The organism is Bifidobacterium vansinderenii (assembly GCF_002234915.1).
Classification (GTDB): domain Bacteria; phylum Actinomycetota; class Actinomycetes; order Actinomycetales; family Bifidobacteriaceae; genus Galliscardovia; species Galliscardovia vansinderenii.
The window spans coordinates 24627-43319 of sequence record NZ_NEWD01000007.1 but is presented as its reverse complement, the minus strand read 5'-3'; the positions used below and the strand labels follow the sequence as shown (position 1 = coordinate 43319).

General features: G+C 62.5%; 17 protein-coding genes. 11 read left to right on the top strand and 6 right to left on the bottom strand.

The features are described from left to right. The first annotated feature begins 89 nt into the window (after nucleotides 1–89). From Tam10B_RS03805 to Tam10B_RS03755, 9 genes are all read left to right on the top strand, one after another. Entirely contained in the window at nucleotides 90–1091 is a 1002-nt protein-coding gene (locus tag Tam10B_RS03805; RefSeq protein ID WP_158214121.1) for an AAA family ATPase, read from the top strand. A 443-nt stretch (nucleotides 1092–1534) separates the two neighbouring features. After that, nucleotides 1535–1780 (top strand): hypothetical protein, encoded by a 246-nt coding sequence (locus Tam10B_RS03800; RefSeq protein WP_093959941.1) that lies wholly within the window; start codon nucleotides 1535–1537, stop codon nucleotides 1778–1780. Further along, nucleotides 1777–2034 carry a hypothetical protein gene (locus Tam10B_RS03795; RefSeq protein WP_093959940.1) on the top strand — a complete coding sequence of 86 codons (258 nt, stop codon included), beginning with the start codon at nucleotides 1777–1779 and terminating at the stop codon, nucleotides 2032–2034. The genes Tam10B_RS03800 and Tam10B_RS03795 overlap by 4 nt, the downstream gene beginning before the upstream one ends. Beyond that, complete coding sequence (locus Tam10B_RS03790) at nucleotides 2031–2729, top strand: helix-turn-helix domain-containing protein (RefSeq protein WP_093959939.1); 699 nt, start codon at nucleotides 2031–2033, stop codon at nucleotides 2727–2729. Before Tam10B_RS03795 ends, Tam10B_RS03790 begins: the two co-directional genes overlap by 4 nt. Nucleotides 2730–3344: 615 nt before the next feature. After that, on the top strand, nucleotides 3345–4199 hold the full coding sequence (locus tag Tam10B_RS03780; protein ID WP_093959937.1) for a phage major capsid protein: 855 nt from the start codon (nucleotides 3345–3347) through the stop codon (nucleotides 4197–4199). An 11-nt stretch (nucleotides 4200–4210) separates the two neighbouring features. Further along, nucleotides 4211–4438 (top strand): hypothetical protein, encoded by a 228-nt coding sequence (locus Tam10B_RS03775; protein WP_093959936.1) that lies wholly within the window; start codon nucleotides 4211–4213, stop codon nucleotides 4436–4438. After that, nucleotides 4410–4595 carry a hypothetical protein gene (locus Tam10B_RS03770; RefSeq protein ID WP_093959935.1) on the top strand — a complete coding sequence of 62 codons (186 nt, stop codon included), beginning with the start codon at nucleotides 4410–4412 and terminating at the stop codon, nucleotides 4593–4595. Before Tam10B_RS03775 ends, Tam10B_RS03770 begins: the two co-directional genes overlap by 29 nt. A gap of 962 nt (nucleotides 4596–5557) precedes the next feature. Then, on the top strand, nucleotides 5558–6193 hold the full coding sequence (locus tag Tam10B_RS03760) for a pyridoxamine 5'-phosphate oxidase family protein (protein ID WP_093959933.1): 636 nt from the start codon (nucleotides 5558–5560) through the stop codon (nucleotides 6191–6193). Nucleotides 6194–6496: 303 nt separating this feature from the next. Continuing rightward, entirely contained in the window at nucleotides 6497–7045 is a 549-nt protein-coding gene (locus Tam10B_RS03755) for a DNA-deoxyinosine glycosylase (RefSeq protein WP_233133574.1), read from the top strand. On the opposite strand, the gene Tam10B_RS03750 is transcribed toward Tam10B_RS03755, so the two are convergent. Both Tam10B_RS03750 and Tam10B_RS03745 read right to left on the bottom strand, forming a co-directional pair. Beyond that, nucleotides 7023–8357, bottom strand: coding sequence for a gluconate:H+ symporter (locus Tam10B_RS03750; RefSeq protein WP_093959932.1), 1335 nt, complete (start codon nucleotides 8355–8357; stop codon nucleotides 7023–7025). The genes Tam10B_RS03755 and Tam10B_RS03750 overlap by 23 nt on opposite strands. A 266-nt stretch (nucleotides 8358–8623) precedes the next feature. Then, entirely contained in the window at nucleotides 8624–9397 is a 774-nt protein-coding gene (locus Tam10B_RS03745; protein WP_093959931.1) for a glucose 1-dehydrogenase, read from the bottom strand. A gap of 316 nt (nucleotides 9398–9713) precedes the next feature. On the opposite strand from Tam10B_RS03745, the gene Tam10B_RS03740 reads away from it, so the two are divergent. Continuing rightward, nucleotides 9714–10748, top strand: a complete 1035-nt coding sequence (locus Tam10B_RS03740; protein ID WP_093959930.1) for a LacI family DNA-binding transcriptional regulator — start codon at nucleotides 9714–9716, stop codon at nucleotides 10746–10748. A 207-nt stretch (nucleotides 10749–10955) separates the two neighbouring features. On the opposite strand, the gene dnaG is transcribed toward Tam10B_RS03740, so the two are convergent. The 4 genes from dnaG to Tam10B_RS03720 form a co-directional block, all read right to left on the bottom strand. Then, nucleotides 10956–13091, bottom strand: coding sequence for a DNA primase (gene dnaG / locus Tam10B_RS03735; protein ID WP_093959929.1), 2136 nt, complete (start codon nucleotides 13089–13091; stop codon nucleotides 10956–10958). 11 nt (nucleotides 13092–13102) lie between these two features. Beyond that, nucleotides 13103–14458 carry a deoxyguanosinetriphosphate triphosphohydrolase gene (locus tag Tam10B_RS03730; protein WP_093959928.1) on the bottom strand — a complete coding sequence of 452 codons (1356 nt, stop codon included), beginning with the start codon at nucleotides 14456–14458 and terminating at the stop codon, nucleotides 13103–13105. An 8-nt stretch (nucleotides 14459–14466) separates the two neighbouring features. Beyond that, complete coding sequence (gene alr, locus Tam10B_RS03725) at nucleotides 14467–15825, bottom strand: alanine racemase (RefSeq protein WP_093959927.1); 1359 nt, start codon at nucleotides 15823–15825, stop codon at nucleotides 14467–14469. Between the two features lie 107 nt (nucleotides 15826–15932). After that, nucleotides 15933–16772 (bottom strand): ATP-binding cassette domain-containing protein, encoded by an 840-nt coding sequence (locus tag Tam10B_RS03720; protein WP_093959926.1) that lies wholly within the window; start codon nucleotides 16770–16772, stop codon nucleotides 15933–15935. A gap of 324 nt (nucleotides 16773–17096) precedes the next feature. On the opposite strand from Tam10B_RS03720, the gene Tam10B_RS03715 reads away from it, so the two are divergent. Continuing rightward, nucleotides 17097–18659, top strand: coding sequence for an APC family permease (locus tag Tam10B_RS03715; protein ID WP_093959925.1), 1563 nt, complete (start codon nucleotides 17097–17099; stop codon nucleotides 18657–18659). The last annotated feature ends 34 nt before the right edge of the window (nucleotides 18660–18693 follow it).

The following is an 18693-nucleotide window of genomic DNA, read 5'->3' as shown; positions in this document are numbered from 1 at the left end:
CATTCGACCACAGGATGATGACGGATCAGAAGCAACGCGATGAACCATCGGAAAATATCTTCACCACGTCTGACGTGGCGGAGAACGCAATGACCCAGAAGGATATCAGGGACTTCCTCAAGCAGGAGTCATGCAAGGCTTCGGAACTGATGATGATGAAATTTCCCCCGGTAAAGGAATTGGTGACAGGTGTGATCCAGACAGGCCTTGTGCTGCTCGTGGCAGCACCCAAGATCGGCAAGTCATGGCTGTCGCTGCACTTGGCGTACACGGCAGCGATCGGAGGATATGCGTTCGGCGCCATCAAGGTGGACGAACGGCCGGTACTGTACTTGGCACTCGAGGACGGTTTCCGACGCTTGCAGAATCGTCTTCACTCACTGGGAGTGACAGACAAGGGAGTTCCGGACAACCTCGAGTTCACTGTGAGGATCCCGGAAAACATGAGCCTGACCGAAGTGGTGGGCCAGTTCCTCCGCAGCAACCGCGACAAGCAGCCACTGATAATTCTGGACACGCTCGGCAAATACAAGGTGCTCTCCCCCAAGCGCGGAGGGGAGACCGACTACGAGCGCGACTACCGGCTTCTGGGCGATCTTCAGGAGATGGTGGCCGACTGTGACGGCGCGACCATGATAGTGGTGCATCATACCCGCAAGGCGGAGTCGGGCGACTTCCTCGACAGCGTGTCGGGAACGAACGGCGTGGCCGGCGCCGCCGACGCGATCCTGAAGCTTGACCGCAAGCGTGGCGAGTCCAAGGGAACGCTTCAGGTGACCTCGAGGGACGGCGCGGAGGGTGACTACCTGCTGGAATTCGGGGAGAACGGCTTATGGACCCTGTGCGGCGACAGTCTCGAGAAGGCCGCGGAGGCTGCTAGGGAGTACCGGCAGACCTCGCCAGTGGGCGACATGATGGCCGAAGTGATCCGCGTCGTGAACGATCACTCCGAGGGCGTTTCGCCCAAGGATGTCGCCGCCACGCTCGGCATCGATGACGGCAAGGCGCGTCTTTACCTGCGCAGGGCCTTGGATGCGGGACGGATCCGCCAGCGGAAACGGGGTGTCTATGAGCCGATACCGGCAGAGTGACAGCCCCCCTTCTGGAACCGTGTAACTTGTGTAACTCTGTAACTTTCCGGAGTGGTCGAAAGTATCACTCCCGCTTTCCGGAACCGTGTAACTTGTGTAACTCTGTAACTTTGCCTCAGTCGGGGATAGTTACACAGTTACACAAGTTACACCCCTTCCTCGGGAAGACCGACAGGCGGCACGTTCTACTCACTCTCCCCCGAAAGGGAACGCGGAAAATAGGTGCCTACAGTGCCTACACCTACTGCCGCAACGCTTTCGACTGCCTACACGGGACTGCCCACAACTGCCTACGACTGCCTACACGACGCCACGATGTAGGCAGTTGCAGGCACCAGTAGGCACCGCAATGTAGGTACCCGGAACCCAATGATTCCAACGTGTAGGCAGTGTAGGCACCAGATAGACGCAATACATCGGAGAAAACGAAGCGAGACGACACCATGACATGCATCATCCACCGCACCTACACCATGTCCGATCATGTGACCGTCCGTACCCTGTGCGGACTGACCATGTACTCGGACCACACCGCCACACGGCAGGCCAAGCAGTCGGGACCGTGGGAGAGCTGCCCCCTGTGCGAGACGGCGCTTCTCTTGGACTCACTGCAACTGCCCGACACTCCCCCGCCACGCCGGCCACGCCATTGGATCCAACCGCCACTCGAGGGAATGGAGACGACGTGAGCGCACCGAAGACCTACCCGCCGACTCTGGACATCCGCGCCCAACCGGACCTCGACGCGCCACGCCTGCAAGCCCGACTCTTGGCAGCGCGGATCCTCGCGGAGTGCGCGCAGGCGATCATGACCGGGAATCCAAACACCATCACCCTGCAACTGCCCGCCATGCCCGACGACGCGGCAGTGACCGGCGCCAGCCTCACCAGACTCGCCCACATCATCGCAACCAGCAACAACCCCAAGGAGTACACGAAATGACCCTCACACACCAAGCGTCCAAACCGGCCAAACAGTCCGAACCGTCCGACGCCGCAGAAGGCGTGCAGGCCACGCCCACCGCAGCCACGCCGACGCTCACCGTCGAACACAACATGCCACCACGCAGCAGCAACGCCGGGGACGACGCCATTCTGGACGTCGTGGCCCGACTCGCCAACGAGCGCGACTGGACACGCGATGATCTGGCCGACCATTCGGGGATCCACCCCGAACTGCTTGACCGGATCCTCGACGCGAACTGTTCCGTCAACATCGAGGACATGGACCGGTTCGCCAAGGCGTTCAACATGCCGTTCGCCGAGTTCGTCGCAGAATGCGAACGGGAACCCATACCGGAATACAGGCCCGGCAGGCTCGAGGAATGGACGGACGGCAGGCCGGACGACATGGACAACTCGTACACCCTGCTGTACACGGGGAAGGCCCCTCTCTTCGGACTCGGCTTCGTCGCAAGCATCGCCACTGACGGGAGGGACGACCAGCTGATCGACTTCACTCTGGAGACGGACGACATTCAGGTGACATCCCCCGATGATCTGGAACGCTTGGCCGGGAACGTCATGGGACTGCATTCATGGCTTCTGGACATGGCGTCCGTCGTCCGCACCATACGCCGCCGCTACCCCGGCGCGCGGATCCAGCAGCCCACCATGTCCACGACGGGGGCCGAATGAGCGTGGTACGGATCCCCCCGGCCGAGCAGGCACTCAGCCAACGACAGGCAGCCCACCACGGCAAGCCATGGAAGCACCCCACGCCATTCATACGCGCCTACCAGAAGGCCAAGCAACAACAGCAAGGAGACAGCCAGTGCCGAGACGACGAACACGCACCAAACACAAGTCCCTCGAGGACCGATACCTATCGGAACTCGGACAGGGCGGACAGCGAGACGACATGCTGCACGCATTGTGCCGGATAGCCGACCAGCTCACCCGCATAGGCGACAGACTCACGGAGGACACCCCGAATGGACACGGACAGGGCCAATGAGCCGGAACCCTACCGGCACATGAGCCGCGCGCAGCTCATACGACAAATCCAGTCCCTCACCTTGGAATCCGCCAGACGCCGACGTGAGAAACGCTACTGGAAAACCCTCGCACAGCAACAGCAATCAGGGGAGGAAACACGACAGGGTGTAGAATAACCCCTGTAAGCCATTCAAATGATCGGTCTCGTTTGAAGGTTATACGGAACGCAGCCGGACGGCGCAACACGACTATTGCGCCCGACGACTGCGTTCCTCTTTTTTCGCAGCCCGTGAGGGCGCGGAAAGAAGAAAAAACATGGCGGAAGTCACCACAGGAAACGCGCCAAGCGTATACAGCGCGAACTACTTTCAGGCCGAATCGATCATCCCGGACGCGCTCATCCTCACCCACGCCACCGCAGGCGGACAGGTCGAGGGCGACACTCCGGTACTCAACGTCCCCTACGTCGAAACCCTCCCCGCAGCGCAGATCGTCAAGGAAGGCGAGGAAATCCCCGAAGGCAACGCCGCTGTCAGCGTTCTGACCATTCATACGCAGAAGGTCGCCGTAATCAACCCGATCACCAATGAGGCCAACTACGCTGCAGGCGTGAAAACCATGCTCGGGAAAGGCATGGCACGTAGCATCATCGCCAAGGCCGACGCCGTGTTCCTCCAGAATCCCGCGCCCGCCGAAGGCGCGTCCGGCGTGACGGGACTGTTCAACTATCCCGGCATCCCCGTTGCCGGCAACATCGCCGACAGCAACGACGGACTTAACCCGATCATCGACGGCATCACCCAGATCAGCGAGAACGGCGGCACCCCGACCCACATCATCATGGGGTACGGCACATGGGCCAAGCTGCTGAAACTCCGCTTGGCGGACGGCACCCCGCAGATCAGCCCGGACGTCGCCAACGCGCCCGTCCCCGTCCTGTTCGGCATCCCCGTAACCCTCAACGCGCAGGCCCCCGCCGACAAGATCATCATCACCGACAAGGGGGAGATCATCGCAGCCGCAGGCGGCGTGTCCGGCGACGCCAGCAGGGACAGGTACTTCGAGCGTGACATCACGCTCATGCGCAGCACGTTCCGCTTCGGCTTCGGCGTCGTCCACCCCAACCGACTCTCCATCATCACCACCACCGACACCACCGACAACGAGTGAAAGGACCAATCATGAACATTGCGGAAAACGACTTCGCCCTCCCCCAGTCCATGCAGGGCGACAACATGACCGCCAAGCTCAACAGGGCCAAGGCGTTCAACACCTTGGCCACGGAAGGCGAACTCATTCGCCTTGAAGCGCTCTGCCGTATCTCGGACTGCCTGTGCGCGGTAGCTCTCAACCACCTTCTCGACGACAAGGACGACTCCGATGGCCAGCACGACCGACCGACTGCCTGACTCCACCGTGGACACGGAGATCGCCGAAAGACTGGCGGACGATTCGGCATTCGGCCTGTACACCGGCAGCTTCTTCGGCGCAGGAGAACATTCCCCGACACCGGCGCAGCTGCTGTACGACACCGTGAAGGGCAACCGCGTCGTGGACGTGGCATAGGGGTAGGGGGATACACCCTCCCCTAGCCTTCAAGGCCACCACCGGCATAGGGCCGATATCTCCCCGAGGATTCGTATCCGTGACATGTCACGGCTAAGACCGTTGTCGCGCTTGGCTTCCAGCCTTATAAGCGTTACGGTTACCGTCACCGTTGCGTCACCCCGACGATCGGGGTACGGAGAGTATCCCAGTTGAGCGCCTTTGCTCTTTTCGGGGATCACCATTCCCGTGAAAGCAATGAAGCGCCCTAGAATGTCACCCACATGCGTCACCGCATGTGTTGAAAGGAGGTGTCAATCTAGGGCGCTTCATTGCTTTCATCATACAGTTCCGCAGCGCTGTCGGACCGGAGGTTGGCTGATGTCGGTAGCGCAGGCACCTGCTGTGGATCCACTGCCATTGGACACTTCGGCCATGTCGGCCACTTTGGACACTTTATGTGAGAGGGTGCCGGCCAATCTTGATAGCGCCGGCATCGGGCACGGATCCGCTGCCCTGCTGGACGCAATTGGGACGCACTGAACTACTCATTTTGCCGTAATCAGCTAGTCCAGGTTGCAACCAATCGATACCCTTCAATAGGCAAATACCCCTTCTGCTGCAACCTTTTACAGTCAGTCGGCATCTGCCAACACGGTTTGAATCTAATCTGTAGGTCGCCGGTTCGAACCCGGCCGGGGTCACCACACAGCCCTTGGAAACATTAGGATCCAAGGGCTTCGTCATATCCGCTACGACTGCTTCGGGACACGATGGGACACGATGGCGGCGGCGCGGTTGCGTTCCAAGGCGTCCGCCACATCATCCAGCCTGCTCGGGAACAGGGCCGCGTACGTGTTCAGCGTCACGGCCACGCCCCCATATGCCCAATCGCTTCCGAGGCGTCGCCCGTCGAATCGGCCATCGCCCGGCACCCGGAATCATGCCATCATCCTTTACGCGCGGCGACTACAGTGGCGATCATGACCGATGAACGTCCCGAGGATCTTGCGGCTCTGCACAAGCCAGCCAAACGCCATGATGAGAAGACCATCGCCGGCGCGCATCGGCGTATGCGTCGCGCCGACCGTGAAGTGACCGATATCCAGCAGATGCTTGATATCGTGCGGCACTGTGATGTGGTGCACGTGTCGTATGTGGACGCCGAGGGGCTGACGATCGTGCCGATGAACTTCGGATTCGCATACGACGCCGGAGACACCGACAATACCGATGGCGCCGCAGATACCGGCGACCTCGCCGGCACGCTGACCCTGTATATGCATTCCGCGCCGGAGGGCCGCAAGTATGATGCGATCACGGCGGCAGGCAATGCGCTGCCGGTGGCGTTCGAGATGAACACGGATCGGGAAATCATCGAGGGACGCGCTTGGTGCAATTGGGGCGAGGCGTTCAAATCGGTGATCGGCAACGGTACGGCGAGCATCGTGACCGACGTGGATGAGAAGATCCGCGGTCTGCAGCTGCTCATGGAGCAGCAGATGGGCACCGCGAACATTCCGTTCACCCCGCAGCAGGCGGCGAGCGTTGCGGTATGGAAGATCGAGTCGACGCGATTCACCGCGAAGATTCATGCCAAGCCTCATAAACGCCATTAGCGGTTCACAAATCGAAGATATACAACCAATCCCGTTGAAATATCACCACGTTTTACGGGTTTCTTCGATTTGTGAACCGCAATTCCACCATTCTTCAGATTCAAGAACCACAACACGCACAGAATCGAACATATCCTCGGAATTTTTGAAAGAATCCGAATAAAAAGCACCAATAGGGAACGTTTGCGGACGACGCCTCAGAAGAAGCGGTTCACAAATCGAAGATATGGAAATCGTGCCGCGGATTTTCAACACCCATCCCGAGGTTTCTTCGATTTGTGAACCGCAATTACGCTAGACACCATGGCCATGCACCCAAGTTCTCCCCTTCTCCACGTGACCCACGGGTTCGGCCCGGTGTGGGATGCGGATTCGCGCGTGCTGATCCTCGGTTCGATGCCGAGTCCGAAGTCGCGCGAGGCGTCGTTCTACTACATGCATCCGCAGAACCGGTTCTGGCCGGTGATGGCCGCGCTGTTCGACGAGCCGACGCCCGCCGCCGAACCGGAGGCACGACGTGAGTTCGCATTGGATCATCGGTTCGCGTTGTGGGACGTGATCGCCGAATGCGACATCGTGGGCGCCAGTGATTCGTCGATTCGCAACGCCGTGCCGAACGATCTTGCACCGATCATCCGAGCGTCGCGCATCGCACATGTATTCACGACCGGAGGCAAGGCGGCACAGCTGTATCGAAGACTTTGCGCGCCGCATCTTGCGAGCGCGGGCATCGACGTTCCCATGACTCCCCTGCCGTCCACGAGCCCTGCGAACGCAAGAATGCGGCTGCCAGATCTGACAGCCGCATATCAGGTGGTCGTCGAAGCGATCACACGAACAGGGAGAGCGTGAGCACGGAGATCAGGCCCATCACCGACATCACGGTGGTGGCGGCCGTCCACGACATGAACGTCTCCTTGAGCGAGAGGCCGAAGTACTCCTTGATCATCCAGAAGCCGGCGTCGTTCACATGGTCGGCGATCACGGAGCCCGCACCGACGGCCAGCACCATGAGCGCCGGATTCACGCCGGACATGGCGACCATCGGAGCCACCAGGCCGGCGGCGGTGAGCGAGGCGACCGTGGCGGAGCCGAGGCACACGCGCAGCACGGCGGCCACGAGCCAGGCGGCGATCAGCGGCGGCATGTTGATGTTGGAGAACATGGTGGAGATGTAGTCGGAGATGCCGCCGTCGACGAGCACCTGCTTGAAGGCACCGCCACCGCCGATGATGAGCAGCATCATGGCGATCTGCTTGACGGATTCGGTCATGCTACCGGCGATGTCGGCCATGGTGCGCTTGCGGGCCAGGCCCATGGTCCACACGGCGAACAGCATGGACAGCAGCATGGCGGCGTCGGGTGCACCCACGAACTGGATCACCTCGTTGACGACGTTGCCTTCGGGCAGCACGAACGAGCAGATGGTGGCCACGGCGATGAGGATGACCGGCATCATGGAGGTGACGACGGAGATGCCGAAGCCGGGGGTGTCCTCCTCCTTGAACTCCTTGAACTCGCCGAGCGCGGTCACTTCGACGTCGGTGTGGTACAGGTCGGGCCTGAACTTGTGCAGCAGCAAGTTGAACAGCGGTCCGGCCACGATGATGGTGGGGATGGAGACGATGATGCCGTAGAGCAGCACGTGGCCCATGTTGGCGCCGAGCGTGGAAGTGATGGCGGTGGGCGCGGGGTGCGGCGGCAGGAACGCGTGCGCCACGTTGAGTGTGATGGCCATGGGGATGCCGAGGAACATGAGCGGCATGTCGAGCTCGCGGGCGATCACGAAGATGATCGGCAGCAGCACCACGAGGCCGACCTCGAAGAACAGGGCGATGCCCACGATGAACGAGGCGAGCACCACGGCGATCTGGATGTGCTTGCGGCCGAAGCGCTTGATCAGCGTCATGGCGATGCGGTGGCCGCCGCCGGAGTCGGAGACGAGCTTACCGAGCATGGAGCCGAAGCCGAAGATCACGGCGAGGTGGCCGAGCTGGCCGCCGATGCCGGTCTCGATGGTGGTGGGGATCTTGTCCACCGGGATCTGCAGTACGAGCGCGGTGAGGAACGAGACGATGACCAGCGAGACGAACGTGTTGAGCTTGAGTTTGACGATAAGGAAGATGAGGACCGCGACGGCGCAGGCCACGATGACCAGAGGCATGAGTCAGCTCCTTTGCTAGCTCTGGGTGATGGATAGATGAACGAATATGGTTCCCGGCTTCCCCTTGAGGGGAAGCTGGCAGCCGAAGGTTGACTGATGAGGTGACCGCCGTAGGCGAAGCATATGTCGGCGTAGCCGACTCAATATGGAATCGGCTACGCCGATCCGTGCTTGTGCCGTCTTCGACGGCGATTCACCTCATCAGTCTGCTGCGCAGACAGCTTCCCCTCAAGGGGAAGCCGAGAGGAGCCCGCGTGCGGGAACAACTAGCGCAGCAGGTAGCCGCCGTCGACGGGGAGCATCACGCCGTTGATGTAGTCGGAGGCGGCGGAGCAAAGGAACACCATGGCGCCCATGAGCTCCTTGGGCTCGCCCCAGTGTCCGGCGGGAATGTGCTCGCGGATCTCCACGCTGCGCACCGGGTCCTCCTGCAGGGCCTTGGTCATGGGGGTGTTGATGTAGCCGGGCGCCAGGCCGTTGACCTGGATGTTGTGCGGCGCGAGCGCGTCGGCGTAGGCGCGGGTGAGGCCCATGACGGCGTGCTTGCTGGCGGCGTACGGGTAGATGAACTTGCCGGCGCGGTAGGACTGCATGGATCCGATGTTCACGATCTTGCCGCTGTTCTGCTTGATCATGATCTTGGCGACCTCGTGCGAGAGGTAGTACAGCGCGTTGAGGTTGAGTTCGATCACGGCCTTCCAGTCGGAGTCGGGGAAGTCGACGAGATCGTGGCGGCGCTGCATGCCGGCGTTGTTGATGAGCACGTCGATGCGGCCGAACTCCTCCATGGCGCGGTCGACGATCTTCTTGGCGGCGCCGGGTTCGGTGATGTCCTGCAGCATGAAGACGGCCTTGCGCCCGTTGGCCTCGACGGCGGCGCGGGTCTCCTCCCAGCCCTGCTGGTCGTAGGAGACGATGAACACGTCGGCGCCGACCTTGCTGACGGCCTGCGTATAGTACTGGCCCAGTCCGCTGGCGCCGCCGGTGATGAGGACGACCTTGTCGGTCAGATCGAAGCTCTTGATGGAAAACTCGGCCATGATGCTCTCCTTTGATGGTCGGTCGGTTTGGTGTCCCGTTGGTTGTCGTATCTGGTCCGGCCGGACGATTCTGCTGCGTCACCGCACTGTCGTCGACCGGTCAAAACTTAGGTTATCGATACCCTAACGTTGATAAACTTCTTTGCATTCGTTGTGGTGTATCGATACCCTAAAGATATACCCGAGTCATAAATCATGTCAATACGGCGTGTTGCCGCAATTTGTCACCGTTTTTCGAAAACACACCCCGGCCGGCCGTCGGAAACGCATTAGACTCGCACTAGAGACCCCCGAACGCCCGCAAAGAAGGAGCATCATGGCCAAGGTAACCATTGCCGACATCGCACGCGAGGCGCAGGTTTCGGTGACCACGGTCTCGCGATTCATTAACGGCAACTACGGCAAGATGAGCCAAGCCACGCGTACGCGCATCCAGGAGACCGTCGACCGGCTCGAATACCGGCCCAGCGCGTCCGCCCGACGCATGCGGCAGCAGTCCACGCACGTGGTGGGCGTGATCGTGGCCGACATCTCCAACGTGTTCTCGTCGCTGCTGTTCAGCGGCATCTACGCCCAACTGCAGCCGGCCGGATACGACGTGATGCTCATGAACGCCAACAATTCCACCACGCAGGAGCACGACGAGATCAACCGTCTGCTCTCTCAGGAGGTCGACGGACTGATCATCCAGCCGAATGCGCGCGAGTTCGCCGCCTACGAGCCAATCGTCTCGTCGCGCACGCCGCTGGTCATGGTCGACCGCGAATGCGCCGACCAGCCGGACGGCGTGGCCAAGGTGGTGGCCGACAACGAGGAGTCGTGCCATCGCATGGGACTGACGCTGGCCGACATGGGGTACGACAACATCGTTGTGCTCAGCCGCACGCGCAGCGAGATCTCCGCACAGGCGGCGCGTGTGGCCGGATTCGCCAGTGCCGCCGAGGAACGGCATGTGCTCATGGTGCCGGTCGAGGCCGATTCGCACGATCAGGACTGGCTGGAGCGGCGGATCCGCACCACGCTCGATCATCTCAGCGGACGGACGGTGCTCGTGTCCCTGATGGGACCGCTGCTGTTCGATATCCTCGCCGCGTTGAAAACATTGGGGATTCGATTCCCGAATGACGTCGGTCTGGTGAGCTTCGACGACTGGCGCTGGTCGCAGTACGTGCAGGACGGCATCTATCTGCTGGAGCAGGATCCGCAGGCGCTGGGCCGTGAGGCGGCGAGGAACCTGCTCGACCAGATCGGGGCGCGCGGCGAGGACCGTACCGGCGACCCGTATGCCAGGAGCCGTCAGATCACCCTCCCCGTAACCGTGGTCGAGGCCGATTCGGTCCTCGCACGGTAGATGCCCGCAGGCTTCCCCTTGAGGGGAAGCTGTCTGCACAGCAGACTGATGAGGTGAATCGCCGTAGGCGAAGTAACGTGTCGGCGTAGCCGACTCAATATGGAATCGGCTACGCCGACACGTGCTTGCCATCTTCGACGGCGGTCACCTCATCAGTCAGCCTTCGGCTGCCAGCTTCCCCTCAAGGGGAAGCCTAGGAATGAAAACTCAGCCGACCGTGTTGCCGTAGATTTCGGCCTGAAGGTTCTTGCGGGCGGCCTCCTGCTTGGTGATCTCGCCGAGCAGACGGAACTTCTCCTCCCCCTCCGGCAACAGGTTCATGCGCCGCTTCCACATGGCGATCCTGCGCATGCACGCCATGTCGAGCAGACGCACCAGCAGTTCCGACGCGTACTGTCGTTCGGCCTCGCTGGCCGGGCGCATCGGGTTCGCGGCGCCGTTGGCCTGCGGGTCGATCGGCCCATCGGGGCCGGGCACCATCCCGTTAGCCCCCGAACCCGAGCCGGAACCGGCGACCCCCTTGTCCAAGTTCGGCAACGGCAGCGGCATCACGGCAAGCTCGTTGATCACCTGCTCAAGCATTGGACCGGCCGCCTTCGACAGGTTATGCAGCCACAGTCCCTGCGGCGTCTCGTCCGGAGGCAATCCACCGGCCGCCTCCAACGCCTGATACAGCGACCGGAACACCGGCGTAGTAAAACTCTCCTCGTCCAAACGCGAGAACAGATCGCGGTTCACCGCGCGCGGCACCTGAATCAGAATCCCCATGAACTGCTGTTCGCAGATGAACACCGCGTCATCCACCCGGTAGTAGCCCTGCATGAGCGCGTCCTGATGCTCGATCTGACGACGCCTGGCCGGACTGACCGTGCCACGCTCGTCGCCATACCCATCACCAAAACGATCGCCGAACCGATCGCCGCCGCCATTATTGCCGTACCGGTTGCCACGCGGAGCATACGCGTCCTCGTCGCGCACACGCAGACGACGCCGAGCCGTCTGCACCTCGCGAATCATCACGTCCAAATCCACGCCGATGCGACGGGCCGCCTTGCGCGCATACATGTCGACCAGCGAACGGTCGCGAATTTGCGCGATGATCGGCGCCACGGCCTTCACCGCCCCCATCTGCCCGGTCGTATACTCGGTGCCGAACTGGTCGATCGCCGCGTTGATCACGAAGTCATACAACGGCGACGCGTTCTCCACCAGACGACGCACGGCCGTATCCCCCTGCTGGATGCGCAGATCGCACGGGTCGAGATTGTTGTCGGCCACGGCCACGAACGTCTGCGACAGGAACGCGCCATCGAGGCCGAACGCATGCAGCGCGGCCTTCTGCCCGGCCGCGTCGCCGTCGAACGTGAACACCACGCGCGACGTATGGTTCTTGCCCGGACCGATCAGCTGCAACGCGCCGAGCTTGTCGTCGGAGATCAGACGGCGCACGATCTTCGCATGCTCGTTGCCGAACGCCGTACCGCACGTGGCGACGGCCGTGTCCACGCCGGCCAGATGGCAGGCCATCACGTCGGTGTACCCCTCGACGATCACCACCTGACGCTTCTTCACGATGTTCGCCTTGGCCAGATCAAGGCCGTACAGCACCTGGTTCTTGTGATAGAGCGTGGTGTCGGGCGTATTGATGTACTTCGCCTGGATCGTGTCGTCGTCGAACAGCTTGCGCGCGCCGAAGCCGAGCGTACGGCCGGTGGCGTCGCGGATCGGCCACGTCACGCGGCCGCGAAAATAGTCGTACACGCCGCGCTGACCCTGACGGGCGAGACCGGCGTCGAGCATCTCCTGCTGTGTGAAGCCCTTCGACGCGAGATGACGGACCAGATTGTCCCAGCCCTGCGGCGCGTACCCGCAGCCGAAGCGTTCGCAGTCGGCCTGTGAGAAGTTGCGGCCGGCGAGCAGCTTGCGCGCGGCGAGCGCCTCCTTGCTCATGATCTGGGAGACGAAGAACTTCTGCGCGACCTCGTTGGCCTCGAGCAGTCGGGAACGTTTGGAGCCTTGACGCTGCTGCGGCTGGTTGGAGTCGTAGCGCAGTTCGATGTGGTATTTGTCGGCGAGGATCTCCACGGCGTCGGCGAATCCGACGTTTTCGGACTGTTCCACGTATTTGAACACGTCGCCGCCGAGACCGCAGCCGAAGCAGTGCCATGCGCCGAGTCCGGGGCGTACGGAGAAGCTTGGCGTCTTCTCGTCATGGAACGGGCACAGGCCCATGTAGGTGCCGGAACCCGACGGCTTCAATGTGACGTCGGCGGAGACGATGTCGTACAGGTCGGCTGCGGCGCGTACTTTCTCAATGTCTTCTTTCAGAATCAATCCCGGCATAACGCTCCAGTCTACCCGCGTTCCATCCCGTGCAGCCGACGGTGCAGGGTCATGGCGGAGGTGTCGGTGAGGCTGGCCACCTGGTCGATGGCCACGCGCAGTCGTTCATTGTCGTCGGACGCGCGGCGCCAGTCGTCGAGGAACACGGGTTCGAGCAGCGGCGACGGGCTGCGACCGCCGTCCGCGGTGGTCGTGCCGTCCATCAGCGCATCGACCAGTTCCTCGATGATCCGCCGTTGCCGCCGATGCATGGCGTCGTTCTCGTGCGGCGCCATCACGAAGTGCACGGCCACGCCCTTGAGCGCCGTGATCTCGTACGCCGTCTCTTCGGGAATGACCAGCGACGCGTGATACCGCGTGAGCGGACCGCTGCCATGCCGTTCGCGCGTGGCGCGCTCCACCGAGTCGGCGAACCGGCCGATCTGCGCGCTGGTGAGGTTCTTGAGCACGGCCAGCGATCGGCGTGAACCGTCGAATCGTTCGGGCAGCATGCCCGCCGCACGAAGACGGTCGAACGCGCGGACCAGCCCGTCGCCGTCCCACGTCTCGCCGTACCACTGCCGCGCGGATTCCACGATCGCGTCGATCACGTGACCGTCGTGCAGCAGTGTGGGATTGATCGAACCGCAGACGATGCCGTCCTCCACGTCGTGCACGCTGTACGCGATGTCGTCGGACAGATCCATGATCTGGCATTCCACCGGCTTCGCCGTCGTCGTCGGTTTCACGCAGTGGGGATTGTCCCGTTTGAGCCATTGGAACATCGGCAGATCGTCCGGGTACACGCAGAACTTCGGGCTGCGCGTGCCGTCCGCGCGCAGGGGTGCGTCGGCCGCCGTCCACGGGTATTTCACTGCGGCATCGAGTGACGTGCGGGTCAGATTCACCCCGGCGGAGCGGCCATCCGGCAAGAAGAACTTCGGTTCAAGCCGGGTGAGCAGACGCAGGGTCTGCGCGTTGCCCTCGAACCCGCCGATGCCGCCGGCCAGCGAGGCCAGCGCGCGCTCGCCGTTGTGGCCGAACGGCGGATGGCCCAGATCGTGCGCCAGGCAGGCGCAGTCGACCACGTCGGGGTTGGAGCCTAGGGATTCGGCGATCTGACGGCCGATCTGCGCCACCTCAAGCGTGTGGGTGAGCCGGGTGCGGGCGAAGTCGTCGCTGCCGGCCACCAGCACTTGGGTTTTCGCGCCGAGACGGCGGAACGCCGAGGAGTGGATGACGCGGGCGCGATCGCGCTGGAACGCGGTGCGCGTGCTGGTCTTCGGCGGCTCGACCGCCCAGCGTTCCCGGTCGAACGCGGTGTAGCCGTCGTCAAAAGTCCGGGCGGCACACGCTTTCGTAAGGTCGTCCACTCCCCCGATGCCCATGCCGAGTCCTACAGCAGCGACGCCGGGTCGAGCTTGGCCAGATCCTCGGGCGGCAGCACCTCGGCCGCGTGCAGGTAGAGGCGCGGAATGCGGTTGCGCAGGCAGGTGAAGATCTCGTAGCTGATCGTACCGGCGGCGCGGGCCCAGTCGTCGGCGGTCGGCTCGGCGTGATCCTCACCGCGTCCGGGGCCGAACAGCACCACGGTGTCGCCCTCGTGCACGTTGAGGTCCTCGCACTTGCCGTGCAGGTCGATCATGAACTGGTCCATGCACACGCGGCCGGACACGTGGTAGACCTTGGGGCCCTCGTTCGTCATCACGCGCACCGGACCGCCGGTCTTCTGCACGTGCTTGGCGCCCTGCATGTCGAATCCGGAGGCGGAGCGGTGGATGCCGTCCGCGTAGCCGATCGGCACGATGGCGGTGGACGTGTCGTCGGGGGTCAGGTAGGTGCGGCCGTAGGAGATGCCGTGGCCGGCCTCAACGTGCTTGACGGTGCCGAGCTGCGCCTGCAGCGTCATGGCGGGCTTGAGATCCCACGTGGAGGGGGTGCCCATGGCCGGGTCGGGCTCGTAGCCGTACAGGCCGATGCCCGGACGGGTGAGCTCGAAGTGGATCTCGGGACGGTCGAGCGTGGCCGCCGTGTTGGCGAGGTGACGGATCTCGGGGGCGATGCCGGCCTTTTCCATGCGTGCGGTGAACGCGTTGAAATGCTCGATCTGACGGTCGGTGGACGCCACGAATTCGGGAACGTCGGGCGAGTCGGCCACGGCGAGGTGGCTCCACTGGCCCACGATGTGGAACACGCCCTCGTGCGAGAGCTCCACGAAGCGCTTGAGCGCCGCGTCGAACGTCTCCTCGGTGAAGCCGTTGCGGCCGAATCCGGAGTCGACCTTCACGTGCACGCGTGCGGTCTTGCCCACCTTGCGCGCGGCCTCGGCGGCGGCTTCGATGCCGGCCTTGGAACCGATGGAGATGTCGATGTCGTTTTCGATGAGCTTGTCGAACGGCACGTTGCGGCCGTTGTACACCCACGTGAGAATATGGCAGCGGTCCGGTCCAATGCCGGCCTGGCGCAGCAGCAGCGCCTCGTGCGACTGCGCGGTGCCGAGCCATGTGGCGCCGCCGGCGAGCGCGGCGAGCGCGGCGGGGATCAGTCCGTGTCCGTAGGCGTCGGCCTTGACCACGCCCATCACCGCGGTCTTGGATTCCGGTCCGCCGACCACGTCGACCAGATGGCGCATGTTGTCACGCAATGCCTTGAGATCGACGATGCACTGCGCCGGATACTGTTCGCATGCCCGCGCATAGTTGTTTCGTCCGGTTTCCGATGAGAAAGCCCATTCGGGCGCTGCACTCAATGTCATGTGCCCTATTGTGGCCCGGCTATGCGACGGACGGGCGGCGCGTGTCATTTTCCTTCGATTTTCTTGACATTCGTTCCGTTCGAATGCGGAGATCGAATGCGGATTGCCTACTTTCCTGCTTTCATCGCCTCGTAGCGCTTGCGGATCAGTTCGTTGTAATGATCGACGGCCTCGGCGGGAGCGCCGTCGAAGGCCACGCGGTGTTCGTCGAGCAGCAGCACGCGGTCGATCGCGTAGATGGGGTCGGTCACCAGGCTCAGGTCGTGCGTGGCGAACACGACCTGCTTGTCGTAGCCGAATAGGGCTCGCGCCACGTTGCGGGTGGCGTGTTCGTCGAGTCCCTTGGTCGGCTCGTCGGCCACGATGGCGGCCGGATTGATGGCGAGCGCGCTGACGATGGCGAGCAGGTGGCGCTTCTCGCTGTCGAGCGCGTCGGCCTTCTGCCGGGCGTAGGCGGTCAGGCCGAAGTGGGCGAACAGCATGCCGATAGTCTCGTTGCAGTAGGCTTCGGGCAGTTTGCGCTTCTTGAGCGGGGCGGCCACGGCGTCCGAGATGTTGTCCGCCATGTAGTAGCTGTTGGGGATCTCCTCGCGACGCACGATGCCGATCAGATCCTTGAGCGCCTTGGCGTCGGATTTGCGTGAGGGATTGTAGGCGGTGTCCTGACCGGGTTCGGGATTGCCGTCGTCGTCGAGCACGTGGCGGACCACGCTTACGGTGCCGGCCGTGGGCTTCATCGCCCCGTCGATGAGTTTGAGCAGCGTGGATTTGCCGGCACCGTTGAGGCCGATCACGGCGACGCGTTTTTCGGAGATGGTCAGCGTGGTGGGTTCGAGACCGATGCGGCCGTCCTCGTATGTGGCTCCTGTATCGTTCAGCACGAACGACAGCGATCGTGCGCGCGTGTCGATCTGCCTGCCGCGTGAGAACATGTCCAGCAATCCCATGATTCCTCCTCGTCCGGGTCCGGCCCGTCGATTCTGAATCGACTCCGGAAGCCGTTTCCATACTATCTTCTACTCTCGGCTCCCCTCTTTGAGGGGAGCTGGCCGCGAAGCGGACTGAGGGGAGCCATGGAACGCGACCGCACAGGGAATTTTGAACACGCTATAAATGGGCTTCGGCGTGTCGTTATGGTGAAGATCAGTGTTTTTCGTCCTATAATTTGGGATTTTTCTCTGTTTTCAGGCATCCGAAACATAAACGCTCATGTTCTCCCCGTATGATGTGAGAGTTTCGTAATTGTGAACTGTCGAATACGAGAGGGAATCATGAGCAGCAGCCTTCTGCGCAAAAAGGACGTGGCGAGCATCGTCGCCGAGTCCACCCCGTTGAAACGTACGATGAAAACCTTCGATCTGACGATGCTGGGCATCGGTGCGATCATCGGCACCGGCATCTTCGTGCTCACCGGCAAGGGCGCACTCACCGCCGGCCCCGCTCTGGCGGTGTCGTTCCTGCTGGCCGCCATCTGCTGCGGCTTCGCCGGTCTGTGCTATGCGGAGTTCGCTTCCATGGCCCCTGTTTCCGGTTCCGCATACTCCTACGCCTATCTGGCGTTCGGCGAACTCGTGGCGTTCGTCATCGGATGGAACCTGATCCTCGAATACGCACTGCAGGCGGCCACGGTGTCAGCCGGCTGGGCGGGCTACTTCAACAAGCTGCTCGAGGGCTTCGGCCTGCATCTGCCCGTTGAGCTGACCGCCGCGTACGGCACCACGCCGGGCGTGACCACGTACTTCAACCTGCCGGGCTTCGTGATCGTGCTGATCATCACGTGGGTGCTGTCGATCGGCATCAACCAGACCAAGCGCGCCAACGACATCATGGTGATGATCAAGCTCGCCATCATCGTGCTGTTCGTCATCTGCACCGTCTGGTACGTGAACCCGGCGAACTGGAAGCCGTTCTCCCCGTACGGCATCTACACGTTCCAGCCCGGTTCGACGCAGCCGTACGGCATCATTCCGGCCGCGTCGATCGTGTTCTTCAGCTTCATCGGATTCGACGCCGTGTCCTCCTCCGCCGAGGAGACCGTGAATCCGAACAAGACGCTGCCGCGCGGCATCCTGCTGTCGCTGGCCGTCTCCACGGTGATCTACATCATCATGACGCTGGTGATGACCGGCGTGGTGCCCTACAAGGAGTTCGCGAAGTTCATCGACGCCCCGGTGGCCGGCGTGATCCTGGCGACCGGCCTGAACTGGCTGGCCGTGATCGTGAACATCGGCGCGCTCGTGGGCATGACCACCGTGATGCTGGTGCAGCTGTACGGCCAGTCCCGCATCTGCTACGCCATGGCCCGCGACGGCCTGTTCCCCAAGCTGTTCGGCGAGGTGCACAAGAAGTACCTGACCCCGTTCAAGGGCACCTGGTTCTTCGGCATTCTCACCGCCATCGCCGGCGGCTTCATCAACATCAACATCCTGTTCGAGCTGGTGAACATCGGTACGCTGTCCGCGTTCATGATCGTGTCGGCCGGCGTGCTGTGGATGCGCAAAACCCAGCCGAACGCACACCGTGGATTCAAGGCGCCCGGCGTGCCGTTCACGCCGATCCTGTCCATCATCTTCTGCCTGGTGTTCATCGCCGGTCTGAACTGGGAGACCTGGCTGCGTTTCGCCATCTGGATGGCCATCGGCCTGGCCGTGTACTTCGGCTTCAGCCGTAAGAACTCCAAGCTCGGCCAGGAGGCGCAGAAGAAGGCCCGCAAGGCCATCAATGAGGCCGTCGCCAAGCAGCAGGGCAAGAATGACGTGGCCGTTGCCGCCGCCACCGAGGCCGCCGAGGTCAAGGCCGAAACCGCGGTCAAGGAGGCCGAGGCGAAGGAATAGTTCGGCTTACGCCTCAAATACAATGGCTCCCCTC